Annotated in this window: 18 protein-coding genes and 1 pseudogene; 6 read left to right on the forward strand and 13 right to left on the reverse strand. The window is 77.2% G+C overall.

Features of this window, described 5'->3' with window-relative positions; all coding sequences use genetic code 11:
* Positions 1-436: pseudogene (locus tag AB0B41_RS36160) on the forward strand (hypothetical protein); the annotation flags it as partial.
* 88 nt (positions 437-524) lie between these two features.
* On the opposite strand, the gene AB0B41_RS36165 reads toward AB0B41_RS36160, so the two are convergent.
* The gene (locus AB0B41_RS36165) at positions 525-1,262 is read right to left on the reverse strand and encodes a hypothetical protein (RefSeq protein ID WP_358211505.1); all 738 of its coding nucleotides are present in this window, start codon (positions 1,260-1,262) and stop codon (positions 525-527) included.
* 43 nt (positions 1,263-1,305) lie between these two features.
* Positions 1,306-2,121: an RNA polymerase sigma factor gene (locus AB0B41_RS36170; protein ID WP_358211506.1), complete on the reverse strand. Its 816-nt coding sequence runs from the start codon at positions 2,119-2,121 to the stop codon at positions 1,306-1,308.
* A 276-nt stretch (positions 2,122-2,397) separates the two neighbouring features.
* On the opposite strand from AB0B41_RS36170, the gene AB0B41_RS36175 reads away from it, so the two are divergent.
* Entirely contained in the window at positions 2,398-3,045 is a 648-nt protein-coding gene (locus AB0B41_RS36175) for a response regulator transcription factor (protein WP_358211508.1), read from the forward strand.
* 19 nt (positions 3,046-3,064) lie between these two features.
* Here AB0B41_RS36175 and AB0B41_RS36180 read toward each other — a convergent pair whose 3' ends face one another.
* Positions 3,065-4,795, reverse strand: a complete 1,731-nt coding sequence (locus AB0B41_RS36180; RefSeq protein WP_358211510.1) for a GAF domain-containing sensor histidine kinase — start codon at positions 4,793-4,795, stop codon at positions 3,065-3,067.
* A gap of 194 nt (positions 4,796-4,989) precedes the next feature.
* Here AB0B41_RS36180 and AB0B41_RS36185 point away from each other — a divergent pair, with 194 nt between their 5' ends.
* Positions 4,990-6,042 (forward strand): nitroreductase, encoded by a 1,053-nt coding sequence (locus tag AB0B41_RS36185; protein WP_358211512.1) that lies wholly within the window; start codon positions 4,990-4,992, stop codon positions 6,040-6,042.
* Positions 6,043-6,065: 23 nt separating this feature from the next.
* Here AB0B41_RS36185 and AB0B41_RS36190 read toward each other — a convergent pair whose 3' ends face one another.
* Positions 6,066-6,848: a hypothetical protein gene (locus AB0B41_RS36190; protein WP_358211514.1), complete on the reverse strand. Its 783-nt coding sequence runs from the start codon at positions 6,846-6,848 to the stop codon at positions 6,066-6,068.
* 169 nt (positions 6,849-7,017) lie between these two features.
* On the opposite strand from AB0B41_RS36190, the gene AB0B41_RS36195 reads away from it, so the two are divergent.
* Together AB0B41_RS36195 and AB0B41_RS36200 are read left to right on the forward strand one after the other, a co-directional pair.
* On the forward strand, positions 7,018-7,452 hold the full coding sequence (locus AB0B41_RS36195; RefSeq protein ID WP_358211516.1) for a CBS domain-containing protein: 435 nt from the start codon (positions 7,018-7,020) through the stop codon (positions 7,450-7,452).
* A gap of 61 nt (positions 7,453-7,513) precedes the next feature.
* Positions 7,514-7,963, forward strand: coding sequence for a GNAT family N-acetyltransferase (locus AB0B41_RS36200; RefSeq protein WP_358211518.1), 450 nt, complete (start codon positions 7,514-7,516; stop codon positions 7,961-7,963).
* A gap of 20 nt (positions 7,964-7,983) precedes the next feature.
* On the opposite strand, the gene AB0B41_RS36205 is transcribed toward AB0B41_RS36200, so the two are convergent.
* From AB0B41_RS36205 to AB0B41_RS36245, 9 genes are all read right to left on the reverse strand, one after another.
* Positions 7,984-9,906, reverse strand: coding sequence for a helix-turn-helix domain-containing protein (locus tag AB0B41_RS36205; RefSeq protein WP_358211520.1), 1,923 nt, complete (start codon positions 9,904-9,906; stop codon positions 7,984-7,986).
* Positions 9,907-9,926: 20 nt separating this feature from the next.
* Positions 9,927-11,315 (reverse strand): MFS transporter, encoded by a 1,389-nt coding sequence (locus tag AB0B41_RS36210; RefSeq protein WP_358211522.1) that lies wholly within the window; start codon positions 11,313-11,315, stop codon positions 9,927-9,929.
* Positions 11,316-11,400: 85 nt separating this feature from the next.
* Positions 11,401-12,291: a universal stress protein gene (locus AB0B41_RS36215; RefSeq protein WP_358211524.1), complete on the reverse strand. Its 891-nt coding sequence runs from the start codon at positions 12,289-12,291 to the stop codon at positions 11,401-11,403.
* On the reverse strand, positions 12,288-13,202 hold the full coding sequence (locus AB0B41_RS36220; protein WP_358211526.1) for a universal stress protein: 915 nt from the start codon (positions 13,200-13,202) through the stop codon (positions 12,288-12,290). Before AB0B41_RS36220 ends, AB0B41_RS36215 begins: the two co-directional genes overlap by 4 nt.
* Complete coding sequence (locus AB0B41_RS36225) at positions 13,199-14,095, reverse strand: universal stress protein (RefSeq protein ID WP_358211528.1); 897 nt, start codon at positions 14,093-14,095, stop codon at positions 13,199-13,201. The genes AB0B41_RS36220 and AB0B41_RS36225 overlap by 4 nt, the downstream gene beginning before the upstream one ends.
* Before the next feature lie 212 nt (positions 14,096-14,307).
* Complete coding sequence (locus tag AB0B41_RS36230; RefSeq protein ID WP_358211530.1) at positions 14,308-14,520, reverse strand: hypothetical protein; 213 nt, start codon at positions 14,518-14,520, stop codon at positions 14,308-14,310.
* 79 nt (positions 14,521-14,599) lie between these two features.
* A complete protein-coding gene (locus tag AB0B41_RS36235) occupies positions 14,600-14,965 on the reverse strand; it encodes an STAS domain-containing protein (RefSeq protein ID WP_358211532.1) in 366 nt (121 codons plus the stop codon).
* A gap of 171 nt (positions 14,966-15,136) precedes the next feature.
* Positions 15,137-15,685 (reverse strand): hypothetical protein, encoded by a 549-nt coding sequence (locus AB0B41_RS36240; RefSeq protein ID WP_358211534.1) that lies wholly within the window; start codon positions 15,683-15,685, stop codon positions 15,137-15,139.
* A 199-nt stretch (positions 15,686-15,884) separates the two neighbouring features.
* Positions 15,885-17,678: a GAF domain-containing protein gene (locus AB0B41_RS36245; RefSeq protein WP_358211536.1), complete on the reverse strand. Its 1,794-nt coding sequence runs from the start codon at positions 17,676-17,678 to the stop codon at positions 15,885-15,887.
* Positions 17,679-17,961: 283 nt separating this feature from the next.
* Here AB0B41_RS36245 and AB0B41_RS36250 point away from each other — a divergent pair.
* Positions 17,962-18,739 (forward strand): universal stress protein (locus AB0B41_RS36250; protein WP_358211538.1); only part of this gene is annotated, 778 nt, incomplete at its 3' end.

The following is an 18,739-nucleotide window of genomic DNA, read 5'->3' on the forward strand; positions in this document are numbered from 1 at the left end:
CTGCCGATTCCCCACCTGCAACCGACGCGCCCTCGACGGCGACCTCGACCACCACCACCGCGCCGCCGATCACGGGCCCACCTGCGAACGCAACCTTCACGGGCTGTGCAGGCACCACCACACCCTCAAGGAGCACCAGGACTGGCAGGTCCTCGCCCACCCCGACGGCACCCTGGTCTGGATCACCCCGACCGGGCACCGCTACGTCAGCCGGCCCTTCGACTACCGGCCCTTCACCGCCACACCCGATCCCGACCCTGCCGTGCCGGACCCCGAGGCCGCGGCGGAGTTCGCCGCTCGCGCCCAACTCGACGCCGACGCCGACACCGACCAGCCCGGCGACACCCCACCCCCGGCCCCCCGCGGCGGCTGGACCCTCGCGAGCGTCCGCGGCGAGGTCGTTCCCTCCGACCTCGACGGCCCCGCTCCGTTCTGATCCGAACGGAGCCGCACCGCTCCCACCGCTGAAAGCGCGACGAGCCGCTGCTGAATCAGAGCAGGCGCCGGTGACCGGGCGCCGAGCCCTACTTCTCCCCCGCCGGCGTCTCTGCTCGCCGGGCGAGGCCGGGCGGGGTCACGCCCGAGTTCCCGGCCGTCCCGCCGGACGAGACGCCGGAGCCGCCCGAGCCACCCGAAACAGCCGAGCCACCCGAAGCAGCCGAGCCACCCGAAGCAGCCGAGCCACCCGAGTCCCCACCCGACCCACCGGGAACGTCGACCCCGTCGATCGAGTTGCCCCCCGTCCCCTCCACCGCGGAGGGGGCCGTCGGGCCCGTCGGGACGCCCGTGCGACCGTGGCCGGCCTCGACCCGACCACCGACCCCGTGTGCCGCCACGGACTGCCCGGTCACCGCTGCCTCTGCACCGGTCGCGGCGGACGCCGCCGCGCGGGCCGCCCCGGCGACGCCCGCGGCGTGCTCCCCCGGGGCGGACCAGTTCGGGCTCGTCGTGGGAGCGTGCTCCACGGGGCCCGAGGGGTGGGTCTCGCCGGCGGCGAGGGCGAGGCCGCCGGTGGCGGTGCCCACCACGGCGAGGGCGGCGGCGAGGGACTTGGCGGCGACGGCACCGGACGCGGTGACCGTCGCCCTCCGCAGCCGCCAGCGCCCCCGCGAGGTCGCGGCGGCGGCGAAGGCGGCCACGGCGTCGCGTTCCCCGCGCAACTCCACGAGCGTGCCCGGGGCGGCAGCCGCGTCGAGCAGGCGGCGGAGGTCGCGGGGTCCCCCGTCGCCGTCGAGCAGGCGGTCGACGTCCGTGATCGCCATCCAGGTCGCCGGTGGCGCTGCCGCACCCCGGCTCGTGCAGTGCTCACACATCCTCGCCCCCCATCCGGCGAACCTCTCCCGGCCTGCCCACTGCGGCCCGCCCGGTCCCGGTCGCGGCAGTCCCGGTCGCGGCAGTCCCGGTCGCGGCAGGCCCGGTCCTCGCAGTCCCGCCCGCGGCAGCGCCGGCCCGCGCAGCCCCGGCCGCAACCCCGGCCGTCGCCGAGCACGACGCAGCCCCTACTGCGGCTCCGATCGTCCCGGGGCCGGCCTCCTCCCCCGCCCGCAGCCGCTCGGCGAGCCGCCGGAGCCCGCGGTGGGCGGCGACCCGCACCGCGCCGGGCCGTTTGCCGAGCACCCGGGCGGCGGTGGCCGCGTCGAGCCCGATCACCGCGCGCAGCAGCACCGCCTCCGCCTCGGTGCGCGGCAGGGCGAGGATCTGGTCCACCGCCCATTGCGTGGCCAGCCCGTCGAACACGGCACCGTCGGTGTGCCGGACGTCCGCGAGGGCCACCAGGTCCGCCGGTTCCGCGGGGTCGGCAGGGCGGCGGGTGCGGGCCCGCGCCGAGTCCATCGCCCGGTTGCGGCAGATCGTGGTGACCCAGCCCCGGAAACCGTCGAGGTCCCCGGAGAAGCGGCGCAGGTCCTTCGCCACGTGCAGCCACGTCTCGGCGGTGACGTCCTCGGCGTCGGCGCCGACCAGTGCGGTGGCGTACCGCAGCAGGCGTGGTTGCAGGTCGCGGTAGAGCACGACGAAGGCCCACTCGTCGCCCGCCCGGGCCGCGCCGAGCGCGTCCTCGAGCAGGGTCTGGTCGCGGGCCGCGGCCGGGGGCGCCGCGGTCGGGCTGGCGAGGGCGGGCACTCCACCTCCAGGTCGATCGATGACGGGCCGGACGTCGGGGGGCGTCTCCGTCCGGCCCGCCACGCCCTCAGCGCGGCGCGCCCGTAGTCCGTTACAGCCCGTGGCCGCGATCGCGAAGGTTGCTCCGGTCGAGCCGGATACGACCCCCGAACGGGGTAGCGGATGGCCTGCTCGGTGGTGCCGGGACGTTAGGCCCTACCGGCCGGGACCTTCCGGGCACGGCGCAGGGGTTGCGCGGCCCGTTAGCGTCGGACCGATCGAGGACGAGGAGGCCCCGTGACCATCTCGGTGTTCCTGCTGGACGACCACGAGATCGTCCGTCGCGGCATCGCGCAGCTGCTCGAGACCGAGGACGACATCGAGGTCGTCGGGGAGGCCGGAACCGCCGCGCAGGCCCTCGCCCGCATCCCCGCGACCCGGCCCGACGTGGCGATCCTCGACGTCCGCCTGCCCGACGGCGAGGGCATCACCGTCTGCCGCGACATCCGCTCGACGCTGAACCCGCCGCCGGCCTGCCTGATGCTCACCTCGTACTCCGACGACGAGGCCCTCTTCGGCGCGATCATGGCCGGCGCCGCGGGCTACCTGCTCAAGCAGGTCGCCGGCACCGACCTCATCGGCGCCGTGCGCACCGTCGCCGCGGGCGGCTCGCTGCTCGACCCCAAGGCCACCGCCCTGGTCCTGGAACGCCTCCGGCACGGCTCCGAGCCGGACGACCCCCGCTACGAGGGCCTCTCCCCGCAGGAGCGGCGGATCCTCGACCTCATCGCGGACGGCCTCACCAACCGGCAGATCGGCGCCGAGCTCTACCTCGCGGAGAAGACCGTCAAGAACTACGTCTCCTCGCTGCTGCACAAGCTCGGCTTCTCCCGGCGCACCGAGGCCGCCGTGTACGCGACCGAGCGCCGCCGCCGCACCCGCTGACGATCCCGTCGCGGAGGGATCAGGCCGGGTCGAGCGGTATCCGCCACGTCAGCCGGGTGCCGCCGCCCGGCCGGCGGCGCACCTCCAGCGTCCCGCCCAGCTCCTCGGCCCGTTCGGCGAGGTTGTGCAGCCCGCTGCGGGCGACGTCCTCGGGCATCCCCGTGCCGTCGTCGACGATCTGCAGGGCGAGATCGGCCCCCGCCTCGAGGGTGACCGTGACCGTCCGCCCGCCCGAGTGCCGCACCGCGTTGGTCGTGCCCTCGCGGACCGCCGCCAGCAGGTGCGGGACGAGCTCGGCCGGGACGAGCGTGTCGACCGGCCCGGAGGTGCGGATCGACGGCGTCATGGCCGACCCGGCGACGATCTCGTCGACGGTGTCGAGCAGCCGCCGCCGCACGCCACCGCCGCCCTGGTCGGCGCCGTGCAGGTCGAAGATCGCGGTCCGGATCTCGCGGACGGTCTCGTCGAGCTCGTCGACGGCCTGCCGGACCCGGTCCTGGACGTCCGAGCGCACCGCACGGCGCATCGTGCTCTGCAGCTTCAGGCCGGTGGCGAACAGTCGCTGGATGACGTGGTCGTGCAGGTCCCTGGCGATGCGGTCGCGATCGGCCAGCACGTCGAGCTGGCGCTGCGCGCGGGTCTTCTCGGCGATCTCCAGGGCCAGGGCGGCCTGCTCCGCGAACGAGGTCACCAGCGGCACCTCGGTGGGCCGGTAGGGCTCGCCGCCGACCCGGCGCAGCGCGACCAGGACCCCGATCACGCGCTCACCCGAGCGCATCGGCACGGCGACCGACGGGCCGAGGTTCGGCGGCACCGAGTCCGCACCGTGGTCGAGGAACGCCGCCGGCGAGCCGGCCAGCAGCGGGCTGCGGCTCTCGGCCACCTCGTCGAGGTCGCTGCCCGCCCGGATCCCGGTGGCGGGCAGACCGAGCGACTCGCCGGCGTCGCCGCCCAGCTCGTAGAAGCCGTCCTCGTCCGGGCCGAGCAGCACCACGGCCGCGGCCGAGGACGTGAGCTCCAGCGTCCGGACGGCGACGAGCTGGAGCACCTCCCCGTCCGACGCCCCGGCCAGCACCTCGCCCCGCACCTCGCCCAGCGCCTCCAGCCAGTGCTGGCGCTGCCGGCCCTCTTCGAACAGGTCGGCGTTCTGCACGGCGATCCCGGCGGCCGCGGCGAGGGCGTGCAGCATCACCTCGTCGTCCGCGGTGAACTCGGCACCGCCGACCTTCTCGGTGAGGTAGAGGTTGCCGTAGATCGAGTCCCGGACCCGGACGGGGACGCCGAGGAAGCTGTGCATCGGCGGGTGGTTCGGCGGGAAGCCGACGGACGCCGGGTGCGCGGTCAGGTCCGGGAGCCGCAGCGGCTCGGGATCCAGGATCAGCTGCCCGAGCAGGCCCTTCCCGGTGGGTGGCGGCCCGAGTGTCTCGCGGACCCCCGGGTGCAGCCCGACGTCGATGAACCGCGAGATCGACCCGTCCGGCGCCAGCACGCCGAGCGCGCCGTACCGGGCGTCGACGAGGTCCACGGCGGACTGCACGATCCGGCGCAGCGTGGCCTCCAGCTCGAGCCCCGCCCCGACGGCCAGCACGGCGTCGAGCAGGCTCTGCATCCGGTCGCGGGCCGCGACGATCTGCCCCAGCCGCTCCTGCACCTCGTCGAGCAGCTCGTCGAGCCGCAGCCCGGCGAGCACGCCGGGGACCGGCGGGCCCTCCCCCGGCCCGCGATCCGGCCCGCGATCCGGCCGCGTCATCGGTCCTCCCGTCTCCTCCCGGCGGCACACGGTGTCACCCCGCGGGCGATCACGACAAGCCCGCCGCGGCCCGCCCGCGCGGGTCGAACACCCCGCCCGCACGGGACCTTCGACGGTAGTGCCCGGGGACCCACGGCAACCACGCTGAGCCCGGGTCCGACCGGGACCCGCAGGACCTCGGACGGCGAGCGGTGATGATCGAGACGGGTTCGCTCGGGCTGACCGAGGGACAGCTGCAGGACGCCGTCGGGGCGGCCGCCCGCGCACCCTCGCTGCACAACACCCAGCCGTGGCGCTTCCGCCTGACCCCGGACGGGATCGAGCTGCACGCCGACCGCGACCGGCAGCTGCCGGTGGCCGACCCGAGCGGGCGGGAACTGCGGCTCGCGTGCGGTGCGGCGCTCTACAACCTGCGCCTCGCGCTCATCGGGCACGGCGTGCGCCCGCTCGTCACGCTGCTGCCCGACCCCGCGCGGCCCGACCTCGTCGCCACGGTCCGCCGCGGCGGCAGCCGCCCGCCGACGCCCGAGCAGCGCCGGCTGCTGGAGGCGGTGCCGCGGCGTCGCACGAACCGGCGGCCCTTCACCGACGCGCCGGTGCCCACGCCCGCACGGCACGCGCTGCGCCGCGCCGCGCTCGACGAGGGCGCCTGGCTGGATCTCGTCACCGACCCGGCGCAGCGGTTCGAGCTGGGCGCGATGGCGCGGCGGGCGCACGAGCGGCAGATGGCCGACCCCGAGTTCGTCGCCGAGCTGGAGCGCTGGACGGGGCACGGCGAGGAGCGGCCCGACGGCGTCCCGGCCGCGGCCGGCGGGCCGTTGCCGCGGCCCAACGCGACGTGGGTGCTGCGCGACTTCAGCGGCGGCACCGCGCGCCCCGACGACGGGGTGGAGGCCGAGCCGCTCATCGCGGTGCTCAGCGTGCACGCCGACGGCCCGCGCGAGGAGATCCGCGCCGGGCAGGCCATGGAACGCGTGCTGCTGACGGCCACGACGCACGGCCTGGCCGCGTCGTTCCTCTCCCAGCTGGTCGAGTGCGCCGACGTCCGGGAGAGCATGCGGCGGTTGATCAGCGGGACGCGTCCGCCCCAGGTCGTGCTGCGGATCGGGCAGGGCTGGCCGGCGCCCGGCACCCCGCGCCGGCCCCTGACCGACCTCCTGCTGCCGCCCGGGTCCGGCCTCCCCGGCAGCACGACGCTGCACGTGGACGACGGGCCCGACCCCGGCTCGACCAACCATCACACGTGAGGGCGGCCCGCCCGGGGAGCAGTTCAGGCCGCGCGCCAGAACTCGAGCACCGCGACGGTGCTGCCCCGGGCGCCCTCCAGGACGTCGCGCGCGCGGTCGGGCAGGCGGGCCCGCAGCGCCCCCGGGTCCGCGGGGGCGGCGACGACGGCGGTGCGCAGCCCGAGGAGGGCGGCGGTCAGCCGCAGCGCCTCGACGGCCTGCCCGGTCCGCAGGTCCGCGTGCGGGACCCGGCCCGCCGCACCGACCAGCACGAACACCGGTTCGGGACGCGGCGCCTGCTCGTCGAGGAGGCCCGGCCAGGCCGGCCCGAGCTCGTCGCCCGGCACCACCGGGTGGCCGATCCCGCGCAGCCAGGCGCTCTCCGTCTCCGCGGCGCGCCGCAGCACCGCCCGGGCGGCGCCGTCGCGCGGCCCGTCGGCGCCCTGCGGCCGGCCCCGGTCGCGCAGGGCGGCGTAGAGGGCCCGCTCCAGCGGGCGCGGCTCGTAGGCCTCCCCCGGCCGCACGACCGCGAGCAGCCCCTCCTCCACCGGGTGCGTGACCTGCGGGCGGCGGCCCTGCGCGGCCACGGCGAGCCGGATGGCGCGCAGCCCCGCGCCCGCCGCGACCCGGGTGACCCGGGCCAGCGGCTCCTCCGCCAGCGACCAGCGCCGGACCACCGACCGGACGGCGACGCCGTCGTCCACGGCTGTGACGAACCAGGGCGCCGTCCCCTCCGGTGCCGCGGCCGCCCGGGCCGCGTCCACGAGCGGGGCGATCCGCAGTGCCGCCCGCGACGCCTCCGGGGTGGCCACCGGGTGAGCGGACATGACCTCGAGTCTCGGCACCGGCGACCGGCCGTCGCGAGAGGCGAAGGTCCCCGGTACGGGGCCGCCGCACCGGGGGCCGCCCGCCGCCCCCGTCCGGGCCGTCCGCCCCTGCCGCGCGCGGCCCGGCCGGGACATCCTGCGGGTCCCCGGACCGCCCCGAGGAGCGACCATGACCGAGCAGCGCCAGCGCCCGGCCCCGCCGGAGACCCTCGACGACGACCCGCCCGTCGAGGCCGTCATGACGCGCCGGCTCGTCGGCGTGGACCCCGCGACCCCGCTGGCCACCGCGCTGCGGCTGATGGTGGCCGGGAACGTGCGGCACCTGCCCGTCGTCCGCGAGGGCCGCTGCCTCGGCATGGTCGCCGAGGTCGACCTGCTGCGCGGGCTCGCCGCCCGCCAGGGCCCGTTCGGTGCCGCGACGCTCCTGGTCGCCGACGTGCTCCGGCCCGCACCGGAGGTCCCGCCCGGCACCCCGCTGCACGAGGTCGCCGCGCGCATGGACCGGGAGCGCACCGACGCCCTGATGGTCGTGGCGGCCGGCCGCCCGGTCGGCCTGGTGACGGCGACGGACCTGGTCCACGCCCTGGCCGGCCGGGTCCGCTGAGGACGGCGGAGCCCGTCGCGCGGCGGTACCGTGGCCCCGCCCGGCTGCGAGGAGGACGACCGTGGACGTCGAGGCGACCCGCGACGCGGACGGCTGGACCAAGGAGGCGCCCGCGCGCTGGGACGCGGCGAAGGCCGCGGCGTTCGGGGACCTCCCGCCGACGCTGTTCGGGCTCGGGACCCCCGCGGACGGCGACCCGCTGGCCGACGAGTGGTGGCGGGCCGAGGACGGCCGCGGCGTGATCGGTTACGGGCGGCTCGACGACTCGTGGGGCGACGCCGAGATCCTGATCGTCGTGCACCCGGACCGGCGCGGTGAGGGCCTCGGCGCGCTCGTCCTCGACCGGCTCGAGCGCGAGGCGGGCCGGCGGCACCTCAACTACGTCTACAACGTGGTGCCCCTGACGCACCCGGACCGCGAGGAGGTCTCCGCCTGGCTGCGCGCGCACGGCTTCGAGGAGAAGGCCGACGGCGAGCTGCGCAAGCGCGTCCCCCGCTCCGACGTGAACTGAGCCCGACCCGGACCGGCACCTCACACGGCCCGACCGGATGCACCCAGGCGGTGCAGCCGCAGCGCGAGCTGGATCTCCAGCGCCCGGTCCGGCTCCTGCCAGCCCTCCCCCAGCAGCACGCCGACCCGTTCGAGCCGCTGCGCGACCGTGTTGACGTGCACGTGCAGCGCGGCCGCCGCCCGGCTCGGGCTGGCCCCGGCGGCGTAGTAGCACTCGAGGGTCCGGAGCAGCTCGCTGCCGCGGCGGGCGTCGTGCTCGGCGACCGGGCCGAGCACCCCGGCCACGTAACCCGCGACGTCCGGTCGGTCGCCGAGCAGCAGCCCGGCGAAGCCCAGGTCCGCGGCCGCGGCCGCCTCGCCCGCGCGGCCCAGCGCGACCAGTGCCTCCGCCGACCGGCGCGCCTCGACGAGCGCCTCCGCGAGCCCGCCCGCGGGGTGCACGGGACCGGCCGCCCCGACGGTCACGGCGCCCTCGGGCTCCTCCGGGGTGGCCGGGTGGGCGAGCGGCTCGGCCGCGGCGGCGGGGTCGGTGCCGGGCAGCAGCGCGACGACGGTGCCCTCGTGCTCGGCGACGAGCCCGGCTCGCCCGCCGGCCGCCGCGGCGTCGCGCAGGACGGCCCGCCGCCTGCCCGGCGCGCACCGGCAGACCAGCAGGACGTGCGGGCGGCGCGCGGCGACCCCCAGCTCGGCGAGCCGGGTGAGCACCGCGGGCCGCGGGTGGTCGGCCACCGCCAGCAGCTCGGTGAGCGCCTCGGCCCGCTCCTGGCGGTCGGCCTCGGCCTCGCGCTGCCCGAACAGCAGCACGAGCGCCGTGACCATCGCCGCCCGCTCGACGGTCCGGACCTGGCCGGCGTCGAGGTCCGGGACGCCACCGAGCAGCAGGGTGCCGAGCCGCTGCCCGGCCGCGACCACCGCGACGGCCCACGCGCGCCCCGCCCGGGTCAGCCGGCCGGGCGCCAGGTCGGCGGCCCGGACCGCCTCGGCCCAGCACCCGTCGTCCGGGGTCCCGCCGAAGCGGGCGGCCGGGGTGCCGTCCGCGTCGAGGACCACCACCCAGGCGTCGAGCAGCCGGCCGAGGGCCTCGGCGAGGTCCGCGACGTCGCCGCCCTCGAGGACCACGCCGGCGAACCGGTCGTGCGCCGCGGCCGCCTCGGCGATCGCGGCGTGCGCGGTGCGCAGCGCGTCGAGGGCCGCGGCGGTGTCGGCGAGCTGGCGGGTCTGCACCAGCGAGACGGCGGCGAGCGCGGCGAGCGAACCGAGCAGCGCCACCTCCTCGGGCGCGAAGGGCCGGGCCGAGCGGTTGGCGGCGAACAGCACGCCGACGAACTCGGCGTCGACCAGCAGCGGGACCCCGCAGATCGCGACGAGCCCCTCCTCGCCCACCGCGGCGTCGATCTCCTCGGTGTGCCGGTAGCGTTCGTCCTCGCCGTAGTTCCCGGTCCAGTGCGAGTTGCGGGTGGCCGCGACCAGCCCGCCGAGCCCGGCGCCGAGGGGCAGCCGCAGCGCCTGGAACCGCTGCGACACCGACCCCGCCGTGGCGCGCATGTAGGTGTCGCCGCGGTCGGCGTCGTAGAGGGTCAGGTAGGCGAGGTCGGTGCCGAGCAGGGCGCGGGCCCGGCGGACGATCGCGTCGAGCACCACGCCCGTGTCGGACTGCGAGGTGAGCTCCCGGGCGGTCTCCACCAGCGCGGCCAGCTCGACCTCCCGGCGCCGGCCGGCGTCCATCGCCGACCGGATGCGCAGGACCAGGGCCCCGGCCTCGGGCTCGGAGCCGGCGAGCTCCGTGGCCGCGTGCTCCAGCTCGCCGGCCGGCCCGGCTCCGTCCGCCCGCGCCCCGTCGACGCGGTCCACCCGGTCGGCGAGCAGCCGGAGCAGGTCGAGGACGGTGCGCGCCACCCGCGCATCCTGCCCGGTGAGCGCGGCCGGCGGCAGGTGCAGGGCCATCGAGGCCGGTCCCGCTCCGCTCAGGGTCGGGCCGCGGCGGACCCGTCCGTCAGGGATGCGGCCGTGCCGTCGCCGAAGCCGTCGTCGGCGGCGAGGTCGCGGTCCCGGGTCTCGCGATAGGTGGCGACCGCGACCAGGGTGATCACCGCGCTGGCGGCGACGTACACCGCGATCGCGAAGCCCGTGCCGAAGGCGGCGAGCAGCGCCACCGAGACGAGCGGCGCGAGACCACCGGCCGCGACCGACGCCAGCTGGTAGCCGATCGAGACGCCCGAGTACCGGACGCCGGTGCCGAACAGCTCGGACAGGAACGCCGCCTGCGGCCCGTACATGGCGCCGTGGAAGATCAGTCCGCCTACGACGGCGAGCACGGTCAGCCCGAAGTTCTGCGTGTCGAGCAGCGCGAAGAAGGCGAACGCCCACGCGCCGACGCCGGCGGCGCCGAGCAGGTAGACCGGCCGGCGGCCGATCCGGTCGGACACCATGCCCCACAGCGGGATCGTGACGACGTGCACCGCGGCACCGATGAGGACCGCGCCGAGCACGAACGACGACGGCAGCCCGAACCGCTCCTTCATGTACGTCGAGACCACGATGGTGAAGATGTAGTAGGAGACGTTCTCGGCGAACCGGGCGCCCATCGCCGTGAGGACCTCGCGCGGGTAGCGGCGTAGCACCTCGACGATCGGCAGGGTCTGCGCCTTCCCCTCCGCCGCGCGCTCGGCGGCCTTGGCCTGCGCGTCGCGGAAGACCGGCGACTCCTCGACCGAGAGCCGCACGTACAGCCCGATGAGCACCAGCACCGCGGAGAGCAGGAACGGGATCCGCCAGCCCCAGGAGTTGAACGCCTCCTCGGACTGCACCACGGCGAGCAGCGCGAGCAGGCCGTTGGCCAGCAGCTGACCCGCCGGCGCCCCGGCCTGCGGCCAGCTCGCCCAGAACCCGCGGCGGCGGGCGTCGCCGTGCTCGGAGACGATCAGGACGGCACCGCCCCACTCGCCGCCCAGCGCGAAGCCCTGGATCAGCCGCAGCAGCACCAGGATCGCCGGTGCCGCGACGCCGATCGTCGCGTAGCCCGGCAGCAGGCCGATCGCGAAGGTCGACAGCCCCATCATCAGGAGGCTGACGACCAGGAGCTTCTTGCGGCCGAGCTTGTCGCCGTAGTGGCCGAACACCAGGCCGCCGAGCGGCCGCGCGACGAAGCCGATGGCGAAGGTGCCGAAGGACAGCAGCGTGCCGGCGACCGGGTCCGCGGCCGGGAAGAACACGTGCGGCAGCACGATGGCGGCCGCCACGCCGTAGAGGAAGAAGTCGTACCACTCGACCGTCGTGCCCAGCATCGAGGCGGCGACGACCTTGATCAGTGAGGTGCGCGGCGGTGATCCCGCGGGGGTCGACGGCTGTGTCATGGTCCGGACGGTAGTGCGGCGCCGGCCACACGAGTATGTGGTAACGCCACACCATCGTCCGAATCCGGTGTGGGTGCAGCCCAGCTCAGGTGCGGTCCTGCGCGGTCCCCGGGCCGTCGGGACGGACCACGGCCACCGGCGCGAGGGCGTGGTGGAGCAGCGCCCGGCCCGTCGAGCCGAGCAGCACGCGGCCGACCGGGCCGCGCCCGCTCGAGCCGACGACCACCAGCCGGGCGTGCGCCGACCGCGCGACGAGGGCCCGCGCGGGCGGCCCGTGCACGAGCTCGCGCGACACCCGAACACCGGGGTACTTGCCGGTCCAGCCCGCGAGCCGTTCGCCCAGGAGCTCGCGCTCCTGCTCCTCCAGCTCCGCGAGCCCCCCGGGGGCGTCGGGGGTCTCGAGGTGCTCGATCCAGGCGTGCACCGCGACCAGTGGCGCCGCCCAGGCGTCGGCCTCGGCGAAGGCGAACGCCAGCGCGGTCTCGCTCGCCGGCGACCCGTCCACCCCGACGACGAGCGGACGCGTGCGGTCGGTGTGCATCAGTGCGGCGTCGGACAGGACCGGTCCGCGGACCACGACGAGCGGGCACGGGGCCCGGCGCGCGAGCGCCGTGCCGACGGACCCCACCAGCAGGGAGGCGAACCCGCCGATGCCGCGCGTCCCGACCACCAGCACACGCGCGCCCGCCGCCTCGTGCAGCAGCACCTCCACCGGGTCGCCCTCGACCACCGCCTGCTCGACGGCGAGCTCCGGGACCACCGCCCGCGCGTGGTGCGCGGCGGTCCACAGCTGGTGGTGGGCGTGCGACCAGAGCAGCGACGACGCCTCGGCGGCCGACGACGGCGGCAGCTGATAGGCCCGCACGAGCCGCAGCACGCACCGGTGCCGGGCCGCCTCGGCCGCCGCCCAGCGCGCCGCCTCGTTCGCCAGGTCCGACCCGTCGATCCCGGCGACGACGGTGCCCGGCATGCTCATCCCGACTCTCCGCCGTCCGGGCGCGCGACGAGCACGGGGCAGTGGGCGTGCTGCAGCAGCGCGTGGCTCACCGACCCGAGCAGCAGCCCCGCCGCACCCCCGCGTCCCCGCGACCCGACGACGACGAGCGCGGCCCCGGCGGACTCGGCCACCAGCGCCCGCGCCGGCCGGTCCCGCACGACCAGCCGCCGGACCTCGACGTCGGGGTACTTCTCGGACCACCCGGCCAGCCGCTGAGCCAGCAGCGCGCTCTCCTCGGCCTCCAGCGCCGCCCAGTCGATCACCGGGGCGAGGGCGGGCTCGAGCATGTCGTCGAGCCAGGTGTGCACGGCGACGAGCGGCGCGGACCGCAGCGCGGCCTCCTCGTACGCGAGCGCGAGGGCGGACTCGCTGGTCGGCGACCCGTCGACGCCCACGACCACGGGCCGGTCCCCCTCGGCGGCATCCCCGTCGCCCGCGTCGCCCCGCACCACCGTCACCGGCGACCCGCCCCGGGCGGCGAGCGCCACCGCGACCGAGCCGACGAGCAGCCCGGTGAACCCGCCGAGCCCCCGGCTGCCGACGACGGTCAGCACGGCCCGCTCCGACTCGTCGAGCAGCACGGGGACCGGGAACCCGGTCCGCAGCTCGGCCTCCGTCGCGACGCCGGGCGCGACCTGGGCGGCCAGCTCGGCCGCCGAGGTGAGCACGGCGCGGGCGCCCTCGGTCATCACCCTCCGGTAGCTCGTGCCGAGGCCCGGGTTGCCGACGTGTCCGGCCGGGATCGGCGCGAACGCGGCCACCAGCCGCAGCGGGGCGCCCCGGTGCGCGGCCTCGGCCGCTGCCCAGCGCACCGCGTCGCGCGCCGAGTCGGACTCGTCCACACCGACGACCACCGGCCCGCCGGCGGTCCGCTCCGGGGTGCCGGTCACGCCGGGGTCCCCGCCTCGGGCCGCACCACGGCCACCGGGCAGGCGGCGTGGTGCAGGACGGCCTGGCTCACCGAGCCGAGCAGCGCCCCGGCGACCGTGCCCCGCCCCCGCGAGCCGACAACGACCAGTGCCGCCCCGGCCGAGCGGTCCACGAGCTCGCGCGCCGCCCCGTCGACCACGACCACGGCGCGCACGTCGACGCCGGGGTACTTCGCGGTCCACCCGGCCAGCCGCCCCTCGAGGGCCTTCTCCTGCTCGGCCTGCACGACGCTACGGTCGAGCAGCGGCACGAGGAAGGGATCGAGCACGGCCTCGCTCCACGCGTGCACCGCGACGAGCGGTACCGAGCGCCGGGACGCCTCCTCGAACGCGACGCCCAGCGCGGCCTCGTTCTCGCCCCCGGTGTCGCTGCCGTCGACCCCGACGACGATCGGACCGTCCGGCGCCGACGTCCCGCGCACGACCACCACCGGGCACTCGGCGTGCGTCGCGACACTGACCGCCACCGAGCCGAGCAGCAGCCCGGTGAAGCCACCGCGGCCGCGCGTGCCCACCACGACCACGGCCGCCCGCTCGGACTCGGTCCGCAGCACGACCGGAGCCTCACCGCCGCGCACCTCGCGTTCGATCTCCACGCCGGGCGCGACCTCCCGCGCCGCCGCGACCGCCGCCTCGAGGTGCTCCTCGGCCGCGCGGGCGGTGGCCTGCCGCTGGTACTCCTGCCCGAGCGCGGGCAGGCCGACGGGCTGGAACGTCGTCCAGCCGACGGCCGCGACGAGCCGGAGCCGGGCGCCGCGGCGGGCCGCATCAGCCGCGGCCCAGCGCGTGGCGTCGAGCGCCGAGTCGGATCCGTCCACGCCGGCGACCACCGCGCCCCCGAGCTGGTTCGTCATCGTTCCTCCCCCGGACGCCCCGGGACGTCACCGCGGGCGTCGTCAGCGATGTCGTCGCGGATGTCGACGTGGATGTCGACGCGGATGTCGACGCGGATGTCGATGTGTACGCCGACGAGGACACGGTGGCCCGGGGCCGGGGGCCGCCGCTGCGGCTCTCCGGCCCGGTGGGAGGGGACGAAGGACCCCGCCGCCCGGGAACGCGCCCGGGCTCAGCCCACCGGCGTCCCGCGCCGGGGCCGCCAGCCGCGGCCGGTCTCGTCCGGGACCAGGGGGCGGCCGCAGCCGCACCGCGAGTGCGCCGACTCCCAGCTCACCGCCTGGGCGGGGTGGTTGACCCGGACCGTGGCGCCGCAGGCGGGGCACTCCCCCACCCAGACCGCCTCGACGAGGCCCGACTCGTACCGCAGGTCGTTCCGGTGCACGACACCCTCCTCGGATACCCCCGGACGTCTAGCGCACCGGGCGGGGCCGCCGCCAGGGTCCTTCGGCCCCTCCGGGTCCTCAGCCCGCGAGGGCCGGGGCGACGGAGTCGAGCAGCGCGAGGACCCGGCCGGGCAGCACGGGCCTGCGGTCCTCCACCCCGTCGACGACGAGGTCCACTCCGACCGTCGCGGCGCGGTGCCGCGCGTGCCGGAGGACGTCGAGGCCGCGGCACTCGAAGGAGCGGACGTCGCGCAGGTCCACGACCAGCCGGCGACGGCCCCCGGCCGGGCCGCCGGCCAGCGCCGACGAGTCCCGCAGCAGGTCGTCGAGCAGGCGGAGCAGCCGCGTCCCGTTGCCCGCGTCGAGGTCGCCGGCGACACGCACCAGGACGGTGCCGCTGCCCGGCACCTCGACGGAGAGCTGGACGGGAAGGACCGAGGTCATGGGTTCCGCTCCTTCCACGCCCGTCCGGGCGCGGGTCGCCGTCGGGTTCGACGGGGTCGTCACGGGGAATGCCAGAAGCCTCCGTCGCGCCGACACGCGGTCAGTACCCGCGGAGGTCCCCGACGGTCGGGACCAAGGTCCCGGTCGGGTGCACGCAAACCCGTACAGCGGTCAGCCCGTCGACGCCCGGCCGGTCCAGCGCGGCTCCACCTCGGCCCACTCCCGCTCCCACTCGGCGGCGCGCAGTCGCGCGACCCCGGTGAACGCCAGCTTCGCGAGACCGCCCAGCCCGAGCCCGCACAGCAGCAGCATCGTGCCCGCGGAGGTGATGGTCACGAACGTGACCTCCTGTCCGCTGAGGGGGGCGCGGACCAGCCGGCCGTCGTCGGTCACCCACGCGTCGACCTCGTCGCCCGCGTGCCGCGGGGCGGAGACCTCGGTGCGCCCGACGCGCTCGACGCCGTCGGGCCCGGTCCACCGGACGTCGGCCGGGATCCGGTTGCCGGCCTCGGGGACCAGGGGGACGTCCTCGGCGACGACGGCGGTGACCGGGGTGCGCTCCCGGGCCTCGGCCGCGGCCCGCGCGGAGAGGTCGCGGTGGATGCCGAGCCCCACGACGAGGGCCGCGCCCAGGGCGACGAGCACCAGCGCGCAGACCACCCACGCGGCGAGGTCCGCGAGGCGGTCGGACCGGCGCCGGGGCAGGCGCGGTGGGGCCATGGCGGACAGCCTCGGGACGCCGGAGGCGGCCGGGCAGGGCCGAAGGTCCGCAGGAATTCCGGCGTCGGTCGGGACCTGGACCCCCTCCGTCCGGTCAGGACGCACCGGTCGGGACGGCACCGGTCGGGACGGCACCGGTCGGGACGGCACCGGTCGGGACGGCACCGGTCGGGACGAACCCCGGTCGGGACGACGCCGGTCAGGTCAGCGGCGCCATCCAGCGCAGGCGGGAGCCGGTCGGCGTGCGCGCGGACAGCTCGCAGCTGCCGCCGCGGCGCCGGGCCCGCCGTTCCAGGTTCGCGAGGCCGCTGCGCCGCGGGCCCCGCCCGGGTCCCTTCCCGTCGTCGGTGACCAGGAGGGTGAGCCGCTCGTCGCCGTCGGAGGTCTCGGCCACGACGTCGACCTCCACCCGCGACGCCTCGGCGTGCCTGGCCGCGTTGGCCAGTGCCTCCCGCAGGACGGCGACCAGGTCGTCGGCGAGGGTCTCGTCGTGCGCCGCGGCGACGAGCGTCTCGGCCGGGCCGCTGAAGCGCAGCAGCGGGGTGAACCCGAGCAGCCGCGCCGATTCGGTCACGACGCCGAGGATCCGGCTGCGGACGCCCTCGTCGTCGCCGGTCCGCTGCAGCGAGAAGATGCTGGTGCGGATCTGCGCGATCGTGTCGTCCAGGTCGCCGATCACCTGGGTCAGCCGCGTGGCCTCGGGGTCGGCGAGCCGGGCGGCCGCGCCCTGCAGCGAGAGACCCGCCGCGAAGAGCCGCTGGATCACGTGGTCGTGCAGGTCGGCGGCGATCCGTTCGCGTTCGTCGAGCATGCGCAGCCGTTCCCGCTCGACGCGCGACTCCGCGAGCTCGAGCGCGATCGCGGCCTGGTTGGCGAAGCCGGCGGTCATGTCGAGATCCTCGTCGGAGAAGGGCGGCCTGCCGGCCTGCCGGGCCAGCAGCAGCACGCCGTCGGTCCGCGCGGCGCCGAGCAGCGGGACCACGAGAACCGGTCCGATGTGCAGCCGGGCGACGGGCACCGCCGGTTCGAGGTCGGCCAGCTCGTGGGGGTCGGACAGCCGCAGCGGTCGGCACGTGTCGAAGACGTGCCCGGACAGCGAACCCGACCGCGGGATCGTGCCGCCGCGCACTTCCTCGGCGACGTCCTCCTGCCCCGGGCCCCCGACCGTGATCTCGATCCGCAGCGTGTCCTCGTCGGCGGGCAGGAGCACGAAGGCGAGGTCCGCGCCGGTGAGCGCGCGGCTGCGCTCGGCGATCACGGTCAGCGGCCGGCCGTCGGACGGGTCGAGCGTCTCGCGGGCCACCTCGGCGATGGCGGCGAGCCACTCGCCGCGGCGCCGGGTGGACTCGTAGAGCCGCGCATTGTCGATCGCGACGGCGGCCGTGGCGCCGAGCGCGCGGACGAGGTCCTCGTCCTCCGAGCTGAACTCGCCCCGGGCGCAGTCGGCGAGGTAGAGGCCGCCGAAGTTCTCGTCCCGGACGCGGATCGGGACGCCCAGGAAGCTCTGCACCGGCGGGTGCTGCGGCGGCAGGCCCGACGACCGCGGGTCGTCGGCGACGCAGCGCACCCGGATCGGCCTGCCCTCGTCGATCACCGCGCCCAGCAGCCCCTTCCCCTCCGGGAGGGTGCCGATCCCGCCCACCGTGGCGTCGTCCATGCCCAACTGCACGAGCTCGGCGATCCTCCCGTCCCCGCCGAGCACCCCGAGCGCGGCGTACCGGGCGTCGACGAGCTCGCGCGCGGCCTCGCAGATCCGCCGCAGCACCGCAGGCAGGGTGAGGTCGGTGATCACGACCTGATTGGCGCGGAGCAGCGCGCGCAGCCGGCCCTGGGTGGACATGACCTCGCTGGCGCGCTCGACGAGCTGGCGGAGCAGCTGCTCGAGCTCGAGGCGCGGCAGATCGGGGAAGGTCAGCGCGGGATCCGCCGGACGGGATCGGCCCGGGCCGCTGGTCCGGGCCCGTTCGGAGGAGGACGACGGCTCGTCGGACATCGGCCCCCCTGCGCGCGGTCCCCGGCGGCGTGGCGCGTCGACGCCCCCGACGCACCTCGGACCTGCACGCTACGCAGAGCGGGACCTGCGCGCCAGGGGCCCGCGAGGGCGAACGGAAGGGCACCCGCCCGGGGGAACCCGCAGCTCCGCGGACGGTGCCGGGCGTCGGGGAGACGGGACTTCCGGCCCTGCCGGGCGCGGCCCGCGGCACCGAGGCTGGGGCGGTGATCGTGCACTCCCCCGCACCGTGCCGTCCTCTGCCGCCCGTCGCGGCGGTTCGCTCGTGACCCTCGCCGCTCCGGTGCGGCCGGTCCTCGTCCTCGACGACGGCGGGACCGTGGCAGGGATCGCCGCCCAGCGCTGGGCCGCGGCCGAGGCGAGCCGGCGGGACCTGCCGCTGCAGCTCGTCGGCACGCGGGCGGACGGCGCCCGGACGGTGCGCCGGCTGCGCGGCGAGTACCCCCGCCTCCCGGTCGACCTGCGCCGGCTGCCCGGCCCGGTCGGGCGGACACTGCGCCCGCTGACCGCCGACGCCGCGCTGCTGGCGCTGCCCGCGCCGGCCTCCGAGCCGGTGCTGTCGAGCTCCTTCTGCCCGACGGCCGTGGTGCCGGCGGACGAGACGGCGCGCGGCCGCGTGGTGGTCGGGGTCGCGCCGTGGACCCCGGAGGAGGTGCTGCGCACGGCCGTCGACGAGGCTCTCGAGCGCGACGCCGAGCTGGTCGCGGTGCGCGTCTGGCGCGCCGGGGGACGCGGGCTGCTCGACCTCGCCCGGCTGCTGCCAGGCCCGTTCGGCCCTGAGGAGGGCTGGGGTCGCGGCCGGAACGACACCCTCGAGGGCGCCCGGCGCGAGCTCGACCAGCTGCTCTCGCCCTGGCGGATCGGCTACCCGGAACTGCAGCTGCACCCACTGGTGGTGCACGGCGACCCCGCCGCGGTGCTCACGATGCTGTCCGTCGACGCCGAGCTGCTCGTCGTGGGGCGCTCCGGTCGTGGGGCCCTGCTGCGCGGGGGGGGGGGGGGGGGCCGGGCGGGGGGGGGGGGGGCGCGCCGCGGGCCCGGGG

Source organism: Pseudonocardia sp. NPDC049154 (genome assembly GCF_040648315.1).
Taxonomy (GTDB): Bacteria; Actinomycetota; Actinomycetes; order Mycobacteriales; family Pseudonocardiaceae; genus Pseudonocardia.

Excerpts from the sequence above, each read along its gene's own strand:
- AB0B41_RS36215 (WP_358211524.1), bottom strand. The coding sequence starts at position 12,291 with ATGAGCATGCCGGGCACCGTCGTCGCCGGGATCGACGGGTCGGACCTG.
- AB0B41_RS36245 (WP_358211536.1), bottom strand. The coding sequence starts at position 17,678 with ATGTCCGACGAGCCGTCGTCCTCCTCCGAACGGGCCCGGACCAGCGGC.
- AB0B41_RS36195 (WP_358211516.1), top strand. The coding sequence starts at position 7,018 with ATGACCGAGCAGCGCCAGCGCCCGGCCCCGCCGGAGACCCTCGACGAC.
- AB0B41_RS36205 (WP_358211520.1), bottom strand. The coding sequence starts at position 9,906 with ATGGCCCTGCACCTGCCGCCGGCCGCGCTCACCGGGCAGGATGCGCGG.
- AB0B41_RS36185 (WP_358211512.1), top strand. The coding sequence starts at position 4,990 with ATGATCGAGACGGGTTCGCTCGGGCTGACCGAGGGACAGCTGCAGGAC.
- AB0B41_RS36210 (WP_358211522.1), bottom strand. The coding sequence starts at position 11,315 with ATGACACAGCCGTCGACCCCCGCGGGATCACCGCCGCGCACCTCACTG.
- AB0B41_RS36165 (WP_358211505.1), bottom strand. The coding sequence starts at position 1,262 with ATGGCGATCACGGACGTCGACCGCCTGCTCGACGGCGACGGGGGACCC.
- AB0B41_RS36235 (WP_358211532.1), bottom strand. The coding sequence starts at position 14,965 with ATGACCTCGGTCCTTCCCGTCCAGCTCTCCGTCGAGGTGCCGGGCAGC.
- AB0B41_RS36225 (WP_358211528.1), bottom strand. The coding sequence starts at position 14,095 with ATGACGAACCAGCTCGGGGGCGCGGTGGTCGCCGGCGTGGACGGATCC.
- AB0B41_RS36240 (WP_358211534.1), bottom strand. The coding sequence starts at position 15,685 with ATGGCCCCACCGCGCCTGCCCCGGCGCCGGTCCGACCGCCTCGCGGAC.
- AB0B41_RS36190 (WP_358211514.1), bottom strand. The coding sequence starts at position 6,848 with ATGTCCGCTCACCCGGTGGCCACCCCGGAGGCGTCGCGGGCGGCACTG.
- AB0B41_RS36180 (WP_358211510.1), bottom strand. The coding sequence starts at position 4,795 with ATGACGCGGCCGGATCGCGGGCCGGATCGCGGGCCGGGGGAGGGCCCG.